Genomic DNA, 14,484 nt, shown 5'->3' on the forward strand with positions numbered 1-14,484 from the left:
GAACCATCTGGCGCGGAGGCTGGAGGCAGGTATGAGTACGACCACGTTTTCCACACCCGAATCCGAGGGCCGCGAGGCGGTGATCGCCCCGGACGTCCGGGCGGGCCGCAGCGTCCCCCGGCTCATCCAGAACGAGGCCACCACCGAGATCCCCGTCCATCTGCTGTTCCGCGACGGCCCCGACACGATCCCGCTGCCGGTGGTGCCCGCGGTGGAGGGCGGCGGGAGAGGTACCGGCGAGCAGCCGCGGCCGGTGAGCGGTCACCGGGTGCCCGCGCCGGCCGGCCCGGTGCCGGAGATGGACCCCGACCTGCTGGAGCGCCCGGTGCGGGTGCTGCCCGGGGCGGCCGGACTGCTGGCCGGGGCCTGCGGTACGGCGGGCTGTGTGCTCACCTCGTGGTGGGCCGGGGCGCTGCCGGGCGTCGCCGCACGGCTGCTGGGGCTGCCGGCGTTCGTGGGCGCCGGACTCGGCGGGCCGCAGTGGGCCGCGTACGCCGGGGCGGGGGCGCTCGCCCTGTTCGGCTTCGGGGGGCTGGCCCGCGGCCGGACCGGGCGGGCCTGGGTGCTCGGCCTGTTCGGCCGCTACCGCGGGACCGTCCGGCGCACCGGGCTGCTGTGGCTCAACCCGCTGATGCCGCGCCGTCGGATCGACGTCAGGCTGCGGCACTGGCGCAGCGAGCCGATGCCGGCCGCCGACGCGGGCGGGGTCGCGCTGCGGGTGGTGGTGCTGGTGGTGTGGCGGGTGCGGGACGTCGCGCGGGCCACGCTCGGGATCGACGACCACGAGACGTACCTGCGCGAGTGCGTCGAGGCGGCGCTGGCCCGGGTGCCGGTGGACCCGCCGGACGGCGCGCGGGGGGCGACGGCCGCCGCGGACACGCTGACCCGGCTGGTGGCGCGGGAGGTGGCGCCGGTCGGTCTCGAGGTGTTCTCGGTCCAGCCGGTCCGGGCCGAGTACCCGCCGGAGGTCGCCGCCGCCGTGCACCGGCGCAGCCTCGACGCCCTGGACGCGCGGCACCGGGCGAGCCGGCTGACCTCGGTGGTGGACTCGGTGGAGGACACGGTGACCCGGTTGACCGCGCGGGGTCTTGTCGACCTCGACGACTACGAACGCAAGCTGCTGGTACGGGACTTGACGGTGGCCTTCTGCGCGGGAGGCCGGGAACCGGGGCCGTGACGGGGGGCGGGGGAGGACGCGTCTTTGGTCTGGACATGTTCAAGTGGCGCCCCTAGCCTGAGCTTGGTCTAGACCTGCACAGCTCACTGAATCTCCCCCACGTCTCCAGGAGCGGCAGTATGCGCACCAAGGCAAAGATCTCCGCAGCCGTGCTCGGCCTCACGACCGCCGGAGCCTTCGTGCTCTCCACCGGCGGCGCGAGCAGCCACGGCTACACCGACCTGCCCATCAGCCGGCAGAAACTCTGCGCCAACGGGGCCGTCGCCAACTGCGGCGACATCCAGTGGGAGCCGCAGAGCGTCGAGGGCCCGAAGGGCTTCCCGGCCTCCGGGCCGGCCGACGGGCGGCTCTGCTCCGGGAACAACACCCGGTTCAGCCAGCTCGACAGTCCCAAGACCCCCTCGGGCGGCGCCTGGCCGACCACCAAGGTCGTCGGCGGCCAGAGCTACACCTTCCGCTGGCAGTTCACGGCCATGCACGCCACGTCGGACTTCTCGTACTACGTGACCAAGCAGGGCTGGAACGAGAACCACGCCCTGACCCGCGCCGACCTCAACACGACCCCGTTCCTGACCGTGCCCTACGGCGGACAGCAGCCGCCGGCCACCCTCAGCCACAGCGGCACCCTGCCCAACGGGCTGAGCGGCCACCACGTCATCCTCGCGGTCTGGACGGTCGCCGACACGGGCAACGCGTTCTACGCCTGCTCCGACGTCACGTTCTGAGCGGGGATCTGAGCATTCCCTGAGCCACCGGGCCGGCCGGCGTGGGTACATTGCCCCCACGCCGGCCGATCACGGCGGCACCGAGTTCGGGGGATCTCATGGAAGCGATGTTCTACGTCGTGCCCGGTTTCATCATGGCCGTGGCCCTGACCATGGCATTCGTGGCCGTCCGCCACACGCTGCGGCTCAGGCGCGCCTGGCGCAGTGGGCTGACCGCCGAGGCGCGCTGTCTGCGGATGTTCACCACGACGCGCGGCGGCGACGAATCCCGCGTCCGCACCCGCCTGCACCACGTGTACGAGTTCACCGCCCGCGACGGCCGCCAGGTCCGGTTCGAGGAGCAGAACGGCCCGGCGACGATCGTCGAAGGCGACATCGTGCCGGTGCACTACACCGACGGCCGCGAGGTGTTCGCCACCGCCCGCCGGCCGAACGGTGCCCGCAACGCGGCCGCACTGGCCGCCACCCTGGCGTTCCTCGGCATGGTCGTGGGCTTCTGCGTCGGGTTCATGATCACGTACAACGACATGGCCGGCATGTGACCGTGCGCGGAACACGCCGAAGGGCCCCTCGTGATCACGAAGGGCCCTTCATCTGTGCGCCGCCAGGGACTCGAACCCCGGACCCGCTGATTAAGAGTCAGCTGCTCTAACCAACTGAGCTAGCGGCGCATGACTCCCGCCGTCCGCTTCCCGCGGCCGGCGACGAAGAAAATACTACCCGGTCCTCGGGGGTGCTTCGACCACCTCGGTGGGCCGGGGTCGCCGGGGTGGCCCGGAAGGCCGCCGGCGCCCCCGGAGGCCCCCTACAGAACGGCGCTCAGGAACTCCCGGGTGCGCTCGTGGTCGGGATCGCCGAAGAGCTTCCGGGGCGGTCCGGACTCGATGACCCGGCCCGAGTCGAACATCATCACCTGGTCGGAGATGTCCCGGGCGAAGCTCATCTCGTGGGTCACGCACAGCAGCGTGATGTCGGTGGTGCGCGCGATCTCCCGCAGCAGGTCGAGCACACCGGCCACCAGCTCCGGGTCCAGGGCCGAGGTCACCTCGTCGAGGAGCAGGATCTCCGGCCGCATCGCGAGCGCCCGGGCGATCGCCACCCGCTGCTGCTGGCCGCCGGACAGCTGCGACGGATGGGCGTCGATCTTGTCCGCGAGCCCGACGAGGTCGAGGAGCTCCCGTGCCCGCTGCTCCGCCTCCTCGCGGTCGAGCCCGAGCACGTTGACGGGCGCCTCCGTGATGTTCTGGAGCACCTTCATGTTCGGGAACAGGTTGAACTGCTGGAAGACCATCCCGATCTTCCTGCGGATCCGGCGCAGGTGCTTCTCGTTCGCCGGGCGCAGGGTCCCGTCCGGTCCTGGCATGTGGGACAGCGGCTCGCCGTCCACGTGGATCACGCCGTCGCTGACGCGCTCCAGCGTCATCAGCAGCCGCAGGATGGTCGTCTTCCCCGAGCCGCTCGGCCCGATCAGCGTCACGTGCTCCCCGCGCCGGACGGCGAAGTCCAGCTGGTCGAGCACGACCTGATCACCGAAGCGCTTGACCACCCGGTCGAAGCGCACCAGGTCCGCGGGCGGCGCGTCGGGCGTCACGTTCTCGGGCGCCTGCGGCGGCGTCCTCTGCAAAGGGTCAGTGGCCAAGGCGCTTCTCCAGCTTTCTCATCAGAAGCGAGGTCGGATAGCTTGCCGCCAGGAAGAACAGGCCCGCGAGGGTGAACGTCTCGGCGTAGGTGAAGTGGTCCGCGCCGTACTCGCGGGCCTTGGCGACCATCTCCTGGACCGTGATGACGGCCAGGAACGGGGTCTCCTTGAACATCGAGACGCCGTAGTTGCCCAGCGCCGGCAGCACCTTGCGCACCGCCTGCGGCAGGATCACCGCCTGCCAGGTGCGGCGCGGCGACAGGGACAGCGCCCGGCAGGCCTCCCACTGGCCCTTCGGCACGGCGTCGATGCCCGCCCGGTACACCTCCGACAGATAGGAGGCGTAGTGGATGCCGAGCACCGTGACGCCGATGGTCAGCGGGTCCACCGTGTTGAAGACCGCGTAGGCACCGACCAACTGCACCAGCAGCGGGGTGGACCGCACGAACTCGGTGACCGCCCGCACCGGCACGGTGACCAGCCGGCTCGGCACCCGCCCGGCCACGGCCACCAGCAGGCCGAGGATGGCGGCCACCGCCGTGCCCAGGACCGTGGCCAGCAGCGTGGTCAGAAAGCCGTGCCACAGCAGCGGCAGCGAGTCGCGGACCGCGCCCCAGTCCCAGTCGTAGCTCACGAGGCACCTCCCGCCATCTCGGGTTCGCGCGCCGGCTCGGATCCGCGGCGGCGCAGCAGCGAGCGGCGGTCCGTGCGCAGGCCGAGCCGGGACTTGGCGTGCCGCTCCAGAGCGTTCATCAACAGGGTCAGCGCGTAGGCGAGGACGAAGTAGATCACCAGCAGGGTCAGATAGGCCCAGGTGGTCGCGCCGGTGCGGTCACGCATCTGCTGGACCACCGTCGTCAGGTCGGCCGCGGAGATCAGCCACAGCAGCGGGGTGCACTTCAGCAACTGGATCAGCAGGTTCGTGAACGAGGGGATCATCTGCACCCACGCCTGCGGCAGGATCACCCGGCGCATGCGTTGCAGGGGCGTCATGTTCAGCGCGACGGCGGCCTCCCACTGCGCCCTGGGCACGGCGTTCAGCGCGCCGCGCACCACCTCGGAGCCGTAGGCGCCGTAGTTCATGCCGAACGCCACCACACCGCAGAACAGCGGCGACAGCTCGTACCCGGACAGCAGCGGGAAGGCGTAGTACAGCCAGAACAGCTGAACGTACAGCGAGGTGCCGCGGAGGAACTCCACGATCACCCGTGAGGCGCCGCGCGCGAGCAGGAACCTGCTGCCCGCCGCGAAGCCGAACACGAAGGACAGGGCGAGCGCGACGGCCGAACCGAAGACCGTGGCCTCGACCGTCACCAGGAGCCCCGACCACACGGTGGAGATGTGGTCGAAGAAGTACGTGTAGAAGTCACCCATGGACAGGCGTCCCCGTCAGCCCTTGCACAGGTCGGCGGTCTTCAGGTCCGCCGGCGGGATGGTGTCCTTGCCGAACCCGTACTCCCCGACGAGCCGCACGTACCGGTCCGGATCCGAGGTGATCTTCTTCAGCTGCTCGTTGAAGGCGTTCCGGAGTTCCTCGTCGTTCTTGCGGAAGACGGCGCCGCCCGGGCTGTACTGCCGCACGCCGTCGACCACCGGCACGAAGGACTCGGTGACCTCCACCTTCGGGTTGGTCCTGGCCAGCCAACGCAGTGAGATGCCCGTCAGCACGAAGGCGTCGACCCTGCCCTGGGCGACCGCGTCCGCGCCGTCCTGCGGCTTCTGGAGCGTGCGGATGCCGCTCTCGGAGATGCCGGCGGCGGTGACGTAGCCCTTCTCCACCGCGCCCGACATCACGCCCACGGTGGCCCCGGCCGCCTTGGCGGAGGCGAGGTCCGTCAGCTTCTTCGGGTTGCCCTTCTTCACCATCATCGCGGTGGGCGAGACGAACTCCGGCTCGGAGAACAGGGCCTTCCGGCAGCGCTCCGGAATGATGGCCATGCCCGCGCTGATCACGTCGTACTTGCCGGCCTGGAGCCCGGGGATCAGACCGTCCCACTCGGAGAAGGTCGGCTTCAGCTCGTCCACGCCCAGGGCCTTGAAGATCTCCCGGTGCAGCGTCGGCGCCTCGCCCTTGAGCTGCCCGCCCTCCTCGAAGCCGTACGGGGCCTCGTTGGCGTAGGCCACCTTCACATAGCCCTGCTTCCTCAGCTGTTCCAGCTTCGAGCCCTTGCCGTCGCCGCTGTCCGTCTTGCTGCACGCGGCCAGCAGCCCGGGGACGGCGAGCATGCCGCCCACGGTCGCGGCTCTGGTCAGAAAGCCCCGGCGGGACAGGTTGGGGAACTCGGACATGGACACTCACCCTCCAAGAGAGCCTCGTCGGCTCGGGCCCTTCGCGGATAGTGGTGGCGCCTGCCCGATCTCCGTGGTCTATGCGGGTGGACTTGGGGATGTGATCCAACGGTGTCCGGGCGGAGACCGTTCCGTGTCCGGCCGGCGAGACGCGGGGCGGGTGTGAACTCCGGTGCCTCCGGACCGACGGGTCGTGGACCTCGTCCTGCTCCACGAGCGCGGCGCGGCGGGGGAGATCCTCACGTTCCGGCGGGCGTGAGCCGGGTCGCCACCCCCGCCTCGTACAGCGCGTGGGCCGCCCGCAGCACCAGGTCGTCGCGGTGCCGCGCGGCCACGATCTGGAGGCCGACCGGCAGCCCGTCCTCGTCCCCGCCCACCGGCACGGACGCCGCCGGCTGCTGGGTCATGTTGAACGGGTACGTGAACGGGGTCCACCCGGTCCAGCGCCGGTGCCCCGAGCCCTTCGGCACCTCCGCGCCCGCCTCGAACGCCGTGATCGGCAGGGTCGGCGTGACCAGCAGGTCGAAGCTCTCGTGGAAGTGGCCCATGACGCGGCCGAGTTGGGCGCGGACGTCCACGGCGGCCAGGTAGTCGAGCGCCGACAGCCGGGCGCCGGCCGCGCAGATCTCCCGCAGCCCGGGGTCGAGCAACTCCCGTCGGCTGGGCCCCAGATGCTGGACGGCACGGGCCGCGCCGCTGAACCACAGGATGTGGAAGGCGTCCACCGGGTCGGCGAAGTCCGGGTCGCTCTCGGTGACGTACGCGCCGAGGTCCGCAAGACCCGCCACCGCCCGGCGCACCGCCGTGGCGACCGCCGGGCGCACCGGCACCTGGCCGCCCAGGGACGGCGAGTAGGCGACCCGCAGCCCCCGCACCCCGCCGGCCAGGCCCTCCGTGAACGAGCCGGGGGCCGGGCCCAGCGCCGACCAGTCCCGCGCGTCGGGCACCCCGATCACGTCGAGCAGCAGCGCCGCGTCCGCCGCGTCCCGGGCCATCGGACCGACGTGCGACAGCGTGCCGAAGGCGCTCGGCGGATACAGCGGGACCCGGCCGTACGTCGGCTTCAGCCCGAAGATCCCGCACAGCGCGGCCGGGATGCGCACACTGCCGCCGCCGTCCGTGCCCAGGGACAGCGGGCCCGCGCCGAGCGCCACGGCCGCCGCGCTGCCACCGCTGGAGCCGCCGGCGGTGCGGGCCGGGTCGTGGGGGTTGCGGGTGACGCCGGTCAGCGGCGAGTCCGTGACGCCCTTCCAGCCGAACTCGGGCGTCGTGGTCTTGCCGAGGAAGACCGCGCCGTGCTCGCGCAGCCGGGCCACCGAGGGCGCGTCCTCGTCCCAACGCCCCTCCTCCGACACGGTCCTGGAACCGCGCAGGGTCGGGTGGCCGCGCAGCAGCAGGATGTCCTTGACGGTGACCGGCACACCGTCCAGCCGTCCCGCGGGCCTTCCGCGCCGCCACCGGTCCTCCGACTCCCGGGCCCGCGCCAGGGCGTCCTCGGCGGTGATCCGGACGAACGCGTTCACCTCCGGCTGGATCCGCTCGGCCCGTTCCAGCGCCGCCCGGGTGGCCTCCACGGGGCTGAACTCGCCCCTCCTGTAGCCGTCGAGCAGTTCTCCCGCGGTCAGCTCGGTGAGCTCGGTCATCGCGCCTCCAGACAGGGGTCAGTGTCCCGGTACGTACCCGCGCCGTTTGTCGACGACGTTCGGCAGCGGCTCGCCCGCCTCCCAGCGGCCGTACAGATCGACGAACTGGGCCGCCAGCTCGTCCCTCCAGCCGACCGTGTCACCGCTCATGTGCGGGGACACGACCAGACCGGGCACCCGCCACAACGGGCTGTCGGGGGTGAGGGGTTCGTCCCTGAAGACGTCCAGGGCGGCGCCCGCGATCCAGCCGTCCGTGAGCGCCCGGACGAGCGCCTCCTCGTCGACGAGCTGCCCCCGGCCGACGTTGACGAAGCACGCAGAGGGCTGCATGAGGCCGAACCGGCGGGCGTCGAACATGCCGCGGGTCTCCTCGGTCAGCGGGGCCGCCGCGATCACCCAGTCGGCGCGGGCGACGAGCCGGTCCAGGTCCGTTGGGCCGTGCACTCCGGTGCGCGCGGCGCGGCCGACGACCGCCGCCCGCACCCCCAGCGCGCCCAGCGTGCGGGCGATCGCCCGGCCGATCGGCCCGGAGCCCACGACACACGCGCGCGTACCGGCCAGCCGCCGCGACTCGCGGTGCCGCCACCGCCCCTCGCGCTGGAACTCCAGGGTCCGCGGCAGGTCCTTGGCCAGGGCGAGGACGAGCGCGGCGACGTACTCGGCGATCGGCTCGTCGAACACGCCCCGCGCGTTGGTCACCACCGTGGTGGACGCCGCCAGCTCGGGACACAGCAGATGGTCCACGCCCGCGCTCGCCGTGTGCACCCAGCGCGGCCGCGGTCCCCCGCCCGGCCAGGCCTCCCGCACCGCGGTGGAGGTGAAGTCCCACACGAGCAGCACATCCGCCCCGGGCAGCCGCGCGGCCAGCCCGGCCGCGTCCGTGCGCACGATCCTGGCGCGGCCGGTGAGCCGGCCCAGACGCGGCGGCGGATCGGCGTCCAGGACGAGCAGGACGAGAAGGACGGGGACACTCATGGCGAGCCGTTTCTCGTAAGGGGCGGCCGTCCGACGTGCACGGACGGACCACGCTCGCACCCGAATCCCCCCTCGTCAACACGGGCACCCGTACGGACGGTTGCTCTCCGTGGCCCCACCGTGTCGTTCACCTGCCGTCAGCACCGCCCTCCCGTCCCCCCACGTGAGGCGGGTCCGGTGGCGGAGGCGGAACCGCGCACCCCGGTGACCTCCGCCAACCAGGTCACGATGTGGGCCGCGCCGCGCCGGCTGGGTACCCGAGCCCGTGGGGCCGTACCAGGCGCTGCCGGCCGGTGTGCCGCCCGCGCGGCCCGCGCCGCGACCGGGTGCCGGCGGCGCCCGGCCCGTACGGTCCGACGAACAGCAGGAAGGCAGGCCATGACCGCACTCGGATTCCTCTACCCGGGCCACTCCGCAGAGGACGACTATCCGCGCATCGAGCAGCTCCTGGGCAGCGACATCCGGGTGGACCTGGTCCACACCGACATCGGCGAGGACGCGCACCGGGTCGACGCGCTGTACGAGACGGGCGCGCCCGAGCGGCTCGCGCGGGGCGTGCAGGGGCTGCGGCTGTCCGGCGCGGAGACGGTGGTGTGGGCGTGCACCGGCGGCAGCTTCGTACGCGGCTGGCAGGGCGCGCACGAACAGGTCCGCGCGCTGGCCCGGACGGCGGGCATGCCGGCCTCCTCCACCTCCTTCGCCTTCGTGCACGCGGCAACCGAGCTCGGCGTCCGCCGGGTCGCGGTCGCGGCCACCTACCCCAAGGACGTCACCGCCCTGTTCACGGACTTCCTGCACGCCGGGCGGATCGAGGTGGCCGCCGCCCGCAGCGCCGGGATCGTCACCGCGGCCGAGGTGGCCACCTGGGGCGAGGCGGAGATCCTGGCCCTGGCGCGGGAGGCGGACGTCCCCGAGGCGGACGCGGTCCTGCTGCCCGCCACCGCCCTGCACACGGCGTCCCACCTGCCCGCCCTGGAGAAGCACCTCGGCAAGCCGGTCCTCACGGCGAACCAGGTGAGCGTCTGGGAGGCGCTGCGGCTCGCCGACCGCCGCGTCAACGCGCCCGCTCTGGGTGCGCTGTTCACCCGGGAGCCGATCGTCCAGGTGTGACACCGGCGCGGTTGCGGTCCCCGTCGCACGGGCGGACGCTGGAAGTGTCCGGCGGTGCAGCGAGAACGCCCGGGGCCCGGGAGGACCGACGCCCCCGCCTTCCCGTGTCATCCTCGCAGTGGGTGTCCCCCGGCAACGACCCGTGGTCGCCGCCGTCGTCCAGCGTTCGACGCGGAGGTGACCCAGGTGAAAGCCGTCGTCTACGAAAAGCCCTTCAACGTCATGGTGAGGGACGTCGACGATCCCCAGATCCAGCACCCGAACGATGTGATCGTACGGGTCACGTCCACCGCGATCTGCGGGTCCGACCTGCACATGTACGAGGGCCGCACGGCCGCTGAGGCAGGCATCGTCTTCGGCCACGAGAACCTCGGCATCGTCGAGGAGATCGGTGACGGCGTGACGTCGCTGTCCCCGGGCGACCGGGTCGTGATGCCGTTCAACGTGGCCTGCGGGTTCTGCAAGAACTGCCTCGCCGGGAAGACCGGGTTCTGCCTGACGGTGAACCCCGGCTTCGCCGGAGGCGCCTACGGATACGTGGCGATGGGCCCCTACACCGGCGGCCAGGCCGAGCGGCTGCGCGTGCCGTTCGCCGACTTCAACTGCCTGAAGCTGCCGCCGGGCGACGAGTTCGAGACCGACTTCGTGCTGCTCGCCGACATCTTCCCGACCGGTTACCACGGCTGCGAACTCGCCAAGGTGTCGCCCGGTGAGTCCGTCGCCGTCTTCGGCGCCGGACCGGTGGGCCTGATGGCCGCCTACTCGGCCCTGCTGCGCGGCGCGTCGAAGGTGTTCACGGTCGACCGGGTGCCCGAGCGGCTCGCCAAGGCGGAGGAGATCGGGGCCATCCCCATCGACTTCACCAGGGGCGACCCGGCCGAGCAGATCATGGAGCACACGGACGGCGAGGGCACCGACAAGGGTGTGGACGCCGTCGGCTACCAGGCCCAGTCGCACAAGGACGTCAGCCACGAGGAGCCCGCCGTCGTCCTCAACACGCTCGTCGAGACGGTACGGCCCACCGGCCTGCTCGGCATACCGGGGCTGTACGTACCCTCCGACCCGGGCGGACCCGACGAGCACGCCAAGCACGGCCAGCTGCTGGTCTCCATCGGCAAGATGTTCGAGAAGGGGCAGCAGATGGGTACCGGCCAGTGCAACGTGAAGCAGTACAACCGCCAGCTACGCGATCTGATCATGGCCGGGCGCGCCAAGCCCAGCTTCGTGGTCTCCCACGAGCTGCCGCTGGACCAGGCACCCGAGGCGTACCAGAAGTTCGACAAGCGGATCGAGGGCTACACCAAGGTGGTCCTGCACCCGGGACACGCGCTCGCGGCGTGAACGCGGACTGAGGGAGCCGTCACAGGGAACCTCCGCCCTGGACCCGTCGGGGTCCGCGGCGGAGCCCCGTGGCGGTTCCTCCGCGTGCAAGCGAGACGGGCGGGTGGGCGGGCAGGGACGAAGGAACAAACGACAGCGGTGCCCTGTTGACCCCGGTCAGGAAAGTGAACGGTCAACCAGATGGAGGCACCCGTGGCGGGAGACGAGATCAGGGGCACGGCACACGGGACCGCCCCGGTACCCCTGTCCGTACTGGACCTGGTGACCGTGGGCGCGGGGCACACCGCCACCGACGCGCTGCGCACCAGCGTCGCCCTGTCGAGGACCGCGGAGAGCCGCGGCTACCACCGCTACTGGGTCGCCGAGCACCACTCGATGCCGGGCGTCGCCTCCTCCTCACCTGCGGTGATCCTCGCCCACCTCGCCGCCCACACCGACCGGATCCGCCTCGGCTCCGGCGGCGTCATGCTGCCCAACCACGCCCCGCTGGTCATCGCGGAGCAGTTCGGCACCCTGGAGGCCATGGCCCCGGGCCGTGTCGACCTGGGCCTTGGCCGCGCCCCCGGCACGGACGGCGCCACCGCCGCCGCCCTGCGCCGCGCCGAACGTCTCGACCAGGGCGCCGACGACTTCCCCCAGCAGCTCGCCGAGCTGATCCGCTTCCTCGACGACGACTTCCCCGACGGCCACCCCTACCGCCGTATCCACGCCGTGCCCGGCCCGGTCCAGGCCACCTCTCCGGGTGGCGTACAGTCCCGGCACCGCCCGCCGGTCTGGCTGCTCGGCTCCTCCGGCTTCAGCGCCCGCCTGGCCGGCACCCTCGGCCTGCCGTTCGCCTTCGCCCACCACTTCTCCGCGCAGAACACCGTCCCGGCCCTCGACCTCTACCGCGAGTCGTTCCGTCCCAGCGCGGTGCTCGACACCCCGTACGCCCTCATCGGCGTCGCGGCCCTCGCCACCGAGGACGAGCGCGAGGCACGCCGCCAGGTGCTGGCCGCCGCCCTGAACATGGTCCGGCTGCGCACCGGCCGCCCCGGCCTCGTGCCCACCCCCGAGGAGGCGGAGGCGTACGCGTTCAGCTCGATGGAGCGGGAGTTCGTCGAGTCCTGGAACGCCAACGTCGTCCACGGCACCCCCGACGAGGTCCGCTCCGGCCTCGACGACCTGCACAAGCGCACCGGCGCCGACGAGTTGATGATCACGAGCAACGCGCACAGCGGCGCCGTGCGCCTGCGCAGCTACGAACTCGTCGCGGACGCCTACGGACTGCCGGCCGCCTGAGCAGCCTCAGGCCCGGTCGCCCAGCAGCTCGGAGATGCGGTCGGGCGGCACCGGGCGGGAGTACAGCCACCCCTGTCCGGTGTCGCAGCCGATCCGGCGCAGCCTGCTCGCCTGGTCGGACGTCTCCACGCACTCCGCCGTGACGGTCAGCCCCAGCCGGTGGGCGAGCTGGATCATCGCCTCGACGATGACCTCGTCCGCGGGGCTCGGCCGGCTCGCCGCGCCCTCCGGCTCCTCGTGCTGGAACCCCCGTACGAAGGAGCCGTCCAGCTTCAGCGCCGACACCGGCAGGCGGCTGAGGTAGGCGAGGTTGGAGTACCCGGTGCCGAAGTCGTCGATGGCGATGTGCACGCCCATGTCGTTCAGGGACCGCAGCGCCTCCAGCGGCCGGCCGGCCGAGCCCATCACGGCCGACTCGGTCAGCTCCAGCTGGAGCAGGTGCGGCGCGAGACCGGTCTCGGCGAGTACCTCGGCCACGTCCGCGACCAGGTCGGAGTCCCACACCTGGCGGACGGCCACGTTGACGCTGACGAAGATCGGCGGCTCGTCCGGATGGTCCAGCTGCCAGCGGCGGGCCTGGCCGCAGGCGGTGGCCAGGATCCAGCGGCCCAGCGGCACGATCGAGCCGTCCTCCTCCGCCAGCGCGATGAACCGATTCGGCGTGAGCGTGCCGAACTGCGGGTGGCGCCAGCGGACGAGGGCCTCGACCCCGCGCAGCCGTCCGTCCTCCATGCCGACCAGCGGCTGGTACTCCAGGGAGAACTCGCCGCGTTCGACGGCCGCGCGCAGCGTGGAGACCAGGGCCTGACGGGTCATGCGGTGCGCGTTGCGCTCCGGGTCGAACAGGGTCCAGCGGGCCCTGCCGTCCGCCTTCGCCCAGTACAGCGTCGTGTCGGCGGCCTGCATCAGCGCGGTGGCCGACGAACCGGCCGCGTGCCGCTCGACCACGCCGATGGACGCCGACACCGACAGGCGCCGGCCGGCGACCTCGAAGGGCTCCTGGAGCGCCGAGAGCACCGACTCGGCCAGCTCCGCGACCTGCTCGGTGCCGGTCGAGTCCTCGACGAGCAGCGCGAACTCGTCGCCGCCGAGCCTGGCCACCAGCGGTGTGCTCGTCCGGCCGTGGCCGGCCTCGTCCGCGCACCGGGTCAGCCGTTCCGCCACCGCGGCGAGCAGCCGGTCGCCGACGCGGTGGCCGAGGGTGTCGTTGACCGCCTTGAAGCCGTCGAGGTCCAGGTAGCACAGGCCGACCCGGCCGCTCCCGCCGCGCTCGTACGACTCCGACTCCAGCGCGGCCGACAGGCGCTCGAAGAACAGGGTGCGGTTGGGCAGCCGGGTCACCGGGTCGTGGCTCTTCACGTGCCGCAGCCGGGCCTGGAGTTCGCGCCGGGCGCTGATGTCGGCCACGGACAGCAGCACGCCCGGGGAACCGGGGGTCAGGGGCGCGACCGTGACCTGGACCCACAGCGGGTGGCCGTCGGGGTGCTTGAGCCGGCGGGCGCAGCGCAGCCGGGCCTGCCGGCCGCGCAGCACCTCGGCGTAGGCGTGCCGGGTGCGGGTGTCGGAGGCCAGGTCCACCAGATCGGCGGCGGGCTGCCCGGCCAGTTCGTCGGGGCCGGCGCCGAAGAGCGCGCCGAAGGTCTCGTTGGCGCTGATGACCAGGCCCTCGTGGTCGACGACGGCCATCGCCAGCGGCGCCGCGCGGAAGGCGGACCGGAAGGGGCGCTCCGCCCCGGTGGCCGGGCCGGATTCCGGGGCGGCGTGCGGGGCGGCGCTCAGGGGGGAGAGGCGCGTGACCGGTTCCAGGGCGGAGACCGGGGCCGGTTCAAGGACGGATTCCGGGGCCGGCTCCGGCGCTGACTCCGGGATGGGTTCCGGGGTGGTGCGGACCGGTGGCGGTGCGGACCCGAGCAGGTCCACGACCGCGGGCGCTGATTCGGCCAGGACGGTGAATCGGTGGGCGGCGGCAGCCGGTTGCGCCATCGGAGTGAGGCCGTGGACGGGGAGGAACCCGGCGGGACCGGTGCCGCAGGGCGCGGCCGCGGCCGGGGCGACGGCCCGCTCGGCGGCGGCGGCCGCGACCGGGTCCGCACCCGGAGCCCCGGTCGCGTCACTCTCCGTGACAGTAGGTCGCATGAAGGCTGCCGCGGGCGTCGGCCCTTCGGACGTTCCGCTCACCGCTCGCTCCCACAGTGCACTCGGTCTTCTTATCGGTCTGGTCGGGGTGGCCGGCCGGCTGGAGGACGGCGGCCCGGCCCGTGTCCGCGCAGGAAAGTGCAGGGAAAGTGTGTCGATCATAGATGC

The 14,484-nt window shown here is 72.6% G+C and carries 13 protein-coding genes and 1 tRNA gene; 6 read left to right on the forward strand and 8 right to left on the reverse strand.

The window, feature by feature from the left end:
• The first annotated feature begins 31 nt into the window (after positions 1 to 31).
• The 3 genes from ACTYVM_RS03060 (at position 32) to ACTYVM_RS03070 (ending at position 2,444) form a co-directional block, all read left to right on the forward strand.
• Positions 32 to 1,177, forward strand: a complete 1,146-nt coding sequence (locus ACTYVM_RS03060) for an SPFH domain-containing protein (RefSeq protein ID WP_445524397.1) — start codon at positions 32 to 34, stop codon at positions 1,175 to 1,177.
• 119 nt (positions 1,178 to 1,296) lie between these two features.
• The gene (locus ACTYVM_RS03065) at positions 1,297 to 1,902 is read left to right on the forward strand and encodes a lytic polysaccharide monooxygenase auxiliary activity family 9 protein (protein WP_445524398.1); all 606 of its coding nucleotides are present in this window, start codon (positions 1,297 to 1,299) and stop codon (positions 1,900 to 1,902) included.
• 98 nt (positions 1,903 to 2,000) lie between these two features.
• Entirely contained in the window at positions 2,001 to 2,444 is a 444-nt protein-coding gene (locus tag ACTYVM_RS03070; protein ID WP_445524399.1) for a DUF3592 domain-containing protein, read from the forward strand.
• 55 nt (positions 2,445 to 2,499) lie between these two features.
• On the opposite strand, the gene ACTYVM_RS03075 is transcribed toward ACTYVM_RS03070, so the two are convergent.
• The 7 genes from ACTYVM_RS03075 to ACTYVM_RS03105 all read right to left on the reverse strand — a co-directional run bounded on the left by ACTYVM_RS03075 (position 2,500) and on the right by ACTYVM_RS03105 (position 8,448).
• Positions 2,500 to 2,573: transfer RNA gene (locus ACTYVM_RS03075), tRNA-Lys, on the reverse strand.
• A gap of 134 nt (positions 2,574 to 2,707) precedes the next feature.
• A complete protein-coding gene (gene ehuA, locus ACTYVM_RS03080; protein ID WP_445524400.1) occupies positions 2,708 to 3,541 on the reverse strand; it encodes an ectoine/hydroxyectoine ABC transporter ATP-binding protein EhuA in 834 nt (277 codons plus the stop codon).
• Positions 3,531 to 4,175: an ectoine/hydroxyectoine ABC transporter permease subunit EhuD gene (gene ehuD, locus ACTYVM_RS03085; RefSeq protein ID WP_445524401.1), complete on the reverse strand. Its 645-nt coding sequence runs from the start codon at positions 4,173 to 4,175 to the stop codon at positions 3,531 to 3,533. Before ehuD ends, ehuA begins: the two co-directional genes overlap by 11 nt.
• A complete protein-coding gene (gene ehuC, locus ACTYVM_RS03090; protein WP_445524402.1) occupies positions 4,172 to 4,915 on the reverse strand; it encodes an ectoine/hydroxyectoine ABC transporter permease subunit EhuC in 744 nt (247 codons plus the stop codon). Before ehuC ends, ehuD begins: the two co-directional genes overlap by 4 nt.
• Positions 4,916 to 4,930: 15 nt before the next feature.
• Complete coding sequence (ehuB, locus tag ACTYVM_RS03095; protein WP_445524403.1) at positions 4,931 to 5,830, reverse strand: ectoine/hydroxyectoine ABC transporter substrate-binding protein EhuB; 900 nt, start codon at positions 5,828 to 5,830, stop codon at positions 4,931 to 4,933.
• A 239-nt stretch (positions 5,831 to 6,069) separates the two neighbouring features.
• Complete coding sequence (locus ACTYVM_RS03100) at positions 6,070 to 7,473, reverse strand: amidase (protein ID WP_445524404.1); 1,404 nt, start codon at positions 7,471 to 7,473, stop codon at positions 6,070 to 6,072.
• A gap of 18 nt (positions 7,474 to 7,491) precedes the next feature.
• Positions 7,492 to 8,448, reverse strand: a complete 957-nt coding sequence (locus tag ACTYVM_RS03105; RefSeq protein ID WP_445524405.1) for a D-2-hydroxyacid dehydrogenase — start codon at positions 8,446 to 8,448, stop codon at positions 7,492 to 7,494.
• Between the two features lie 378 nt (positions 8,449 to 8,826).
• Between ACTYVM_RS03105 and ACTYVM_RS03110 the strand changes: the two genes are divergently transcribed.
• The 3 genes from ACTYVM_RS03110 to ACTYVM_RS03120 all read left to right on the forward strand — a co-directional run bounded on the left by ACTYVM_RS03110 (position 8,827) and on the right by ACTYVM_RS03120 (position 12,180).
• Positions 8,827 to 9,558, forward strand: coding sequence for a maleate cis-trans isomerase family protein (locus ACTYVM_RS03110; protein WP_445524406.1), 732 nt, complete (start codon positions 8,827 to 8,829; stop codon positions 9,556 to 9,558).
• Positions 9,559 to 9,744: 186 nt separating this feature from the next.
• On the forward strand, positions 9,745 to 10,899 hold the full coding sequence (locus tag ACTYVM_RS03115) for a glutathione-independent formaldehyde dehydrogenase (protein WP_445524482.1): 1,155 nt from the start codon (positions 9,745 to 9,747) through the stop codon (positions 10,897 to 10,899).
• Between the two features lie 180 nt (positions 10,900 to 11,079).
• Positions 11,080 to 12,180 carry an LLM class flavin-dependent oxidoreductase gene (locus ACTYVM_RS03120; protein WP_445524407.1) on the forward strand — a complete coding sequence of 367 codons (1,101 nt, stop codon included), beginning with the start codon at positions 11,080 to 11,082 and terminating at the stop codon, positions 12,178 to 12,180.
• Positions 12,181 to 12,186: 6 nt separating this feature from the next.
• Here ACTYVM_RS03120 and ACTYVM_RS03125 read toward each other — a convergent pair whose 3' ends face one another.
• On the reverse strand, positions 12,187 to 14,316 hold the full coding sequence (locus tag ACTYVM_RS03125; protein ID WP_445524408.1) for a putative bifunctional diguanylate cyclase/phosphodiesterase: 2,130 nt from the start codon (positions 14,314 to 14,316) through the stop codon (positions 12,187 to 12,189).
• Positions 14,317 to 14,484: the final 168 nt, after the last annotated feature.

It is taken from the genome of Streptomyces cyslabdanicus (assembly GCF_052663305.1).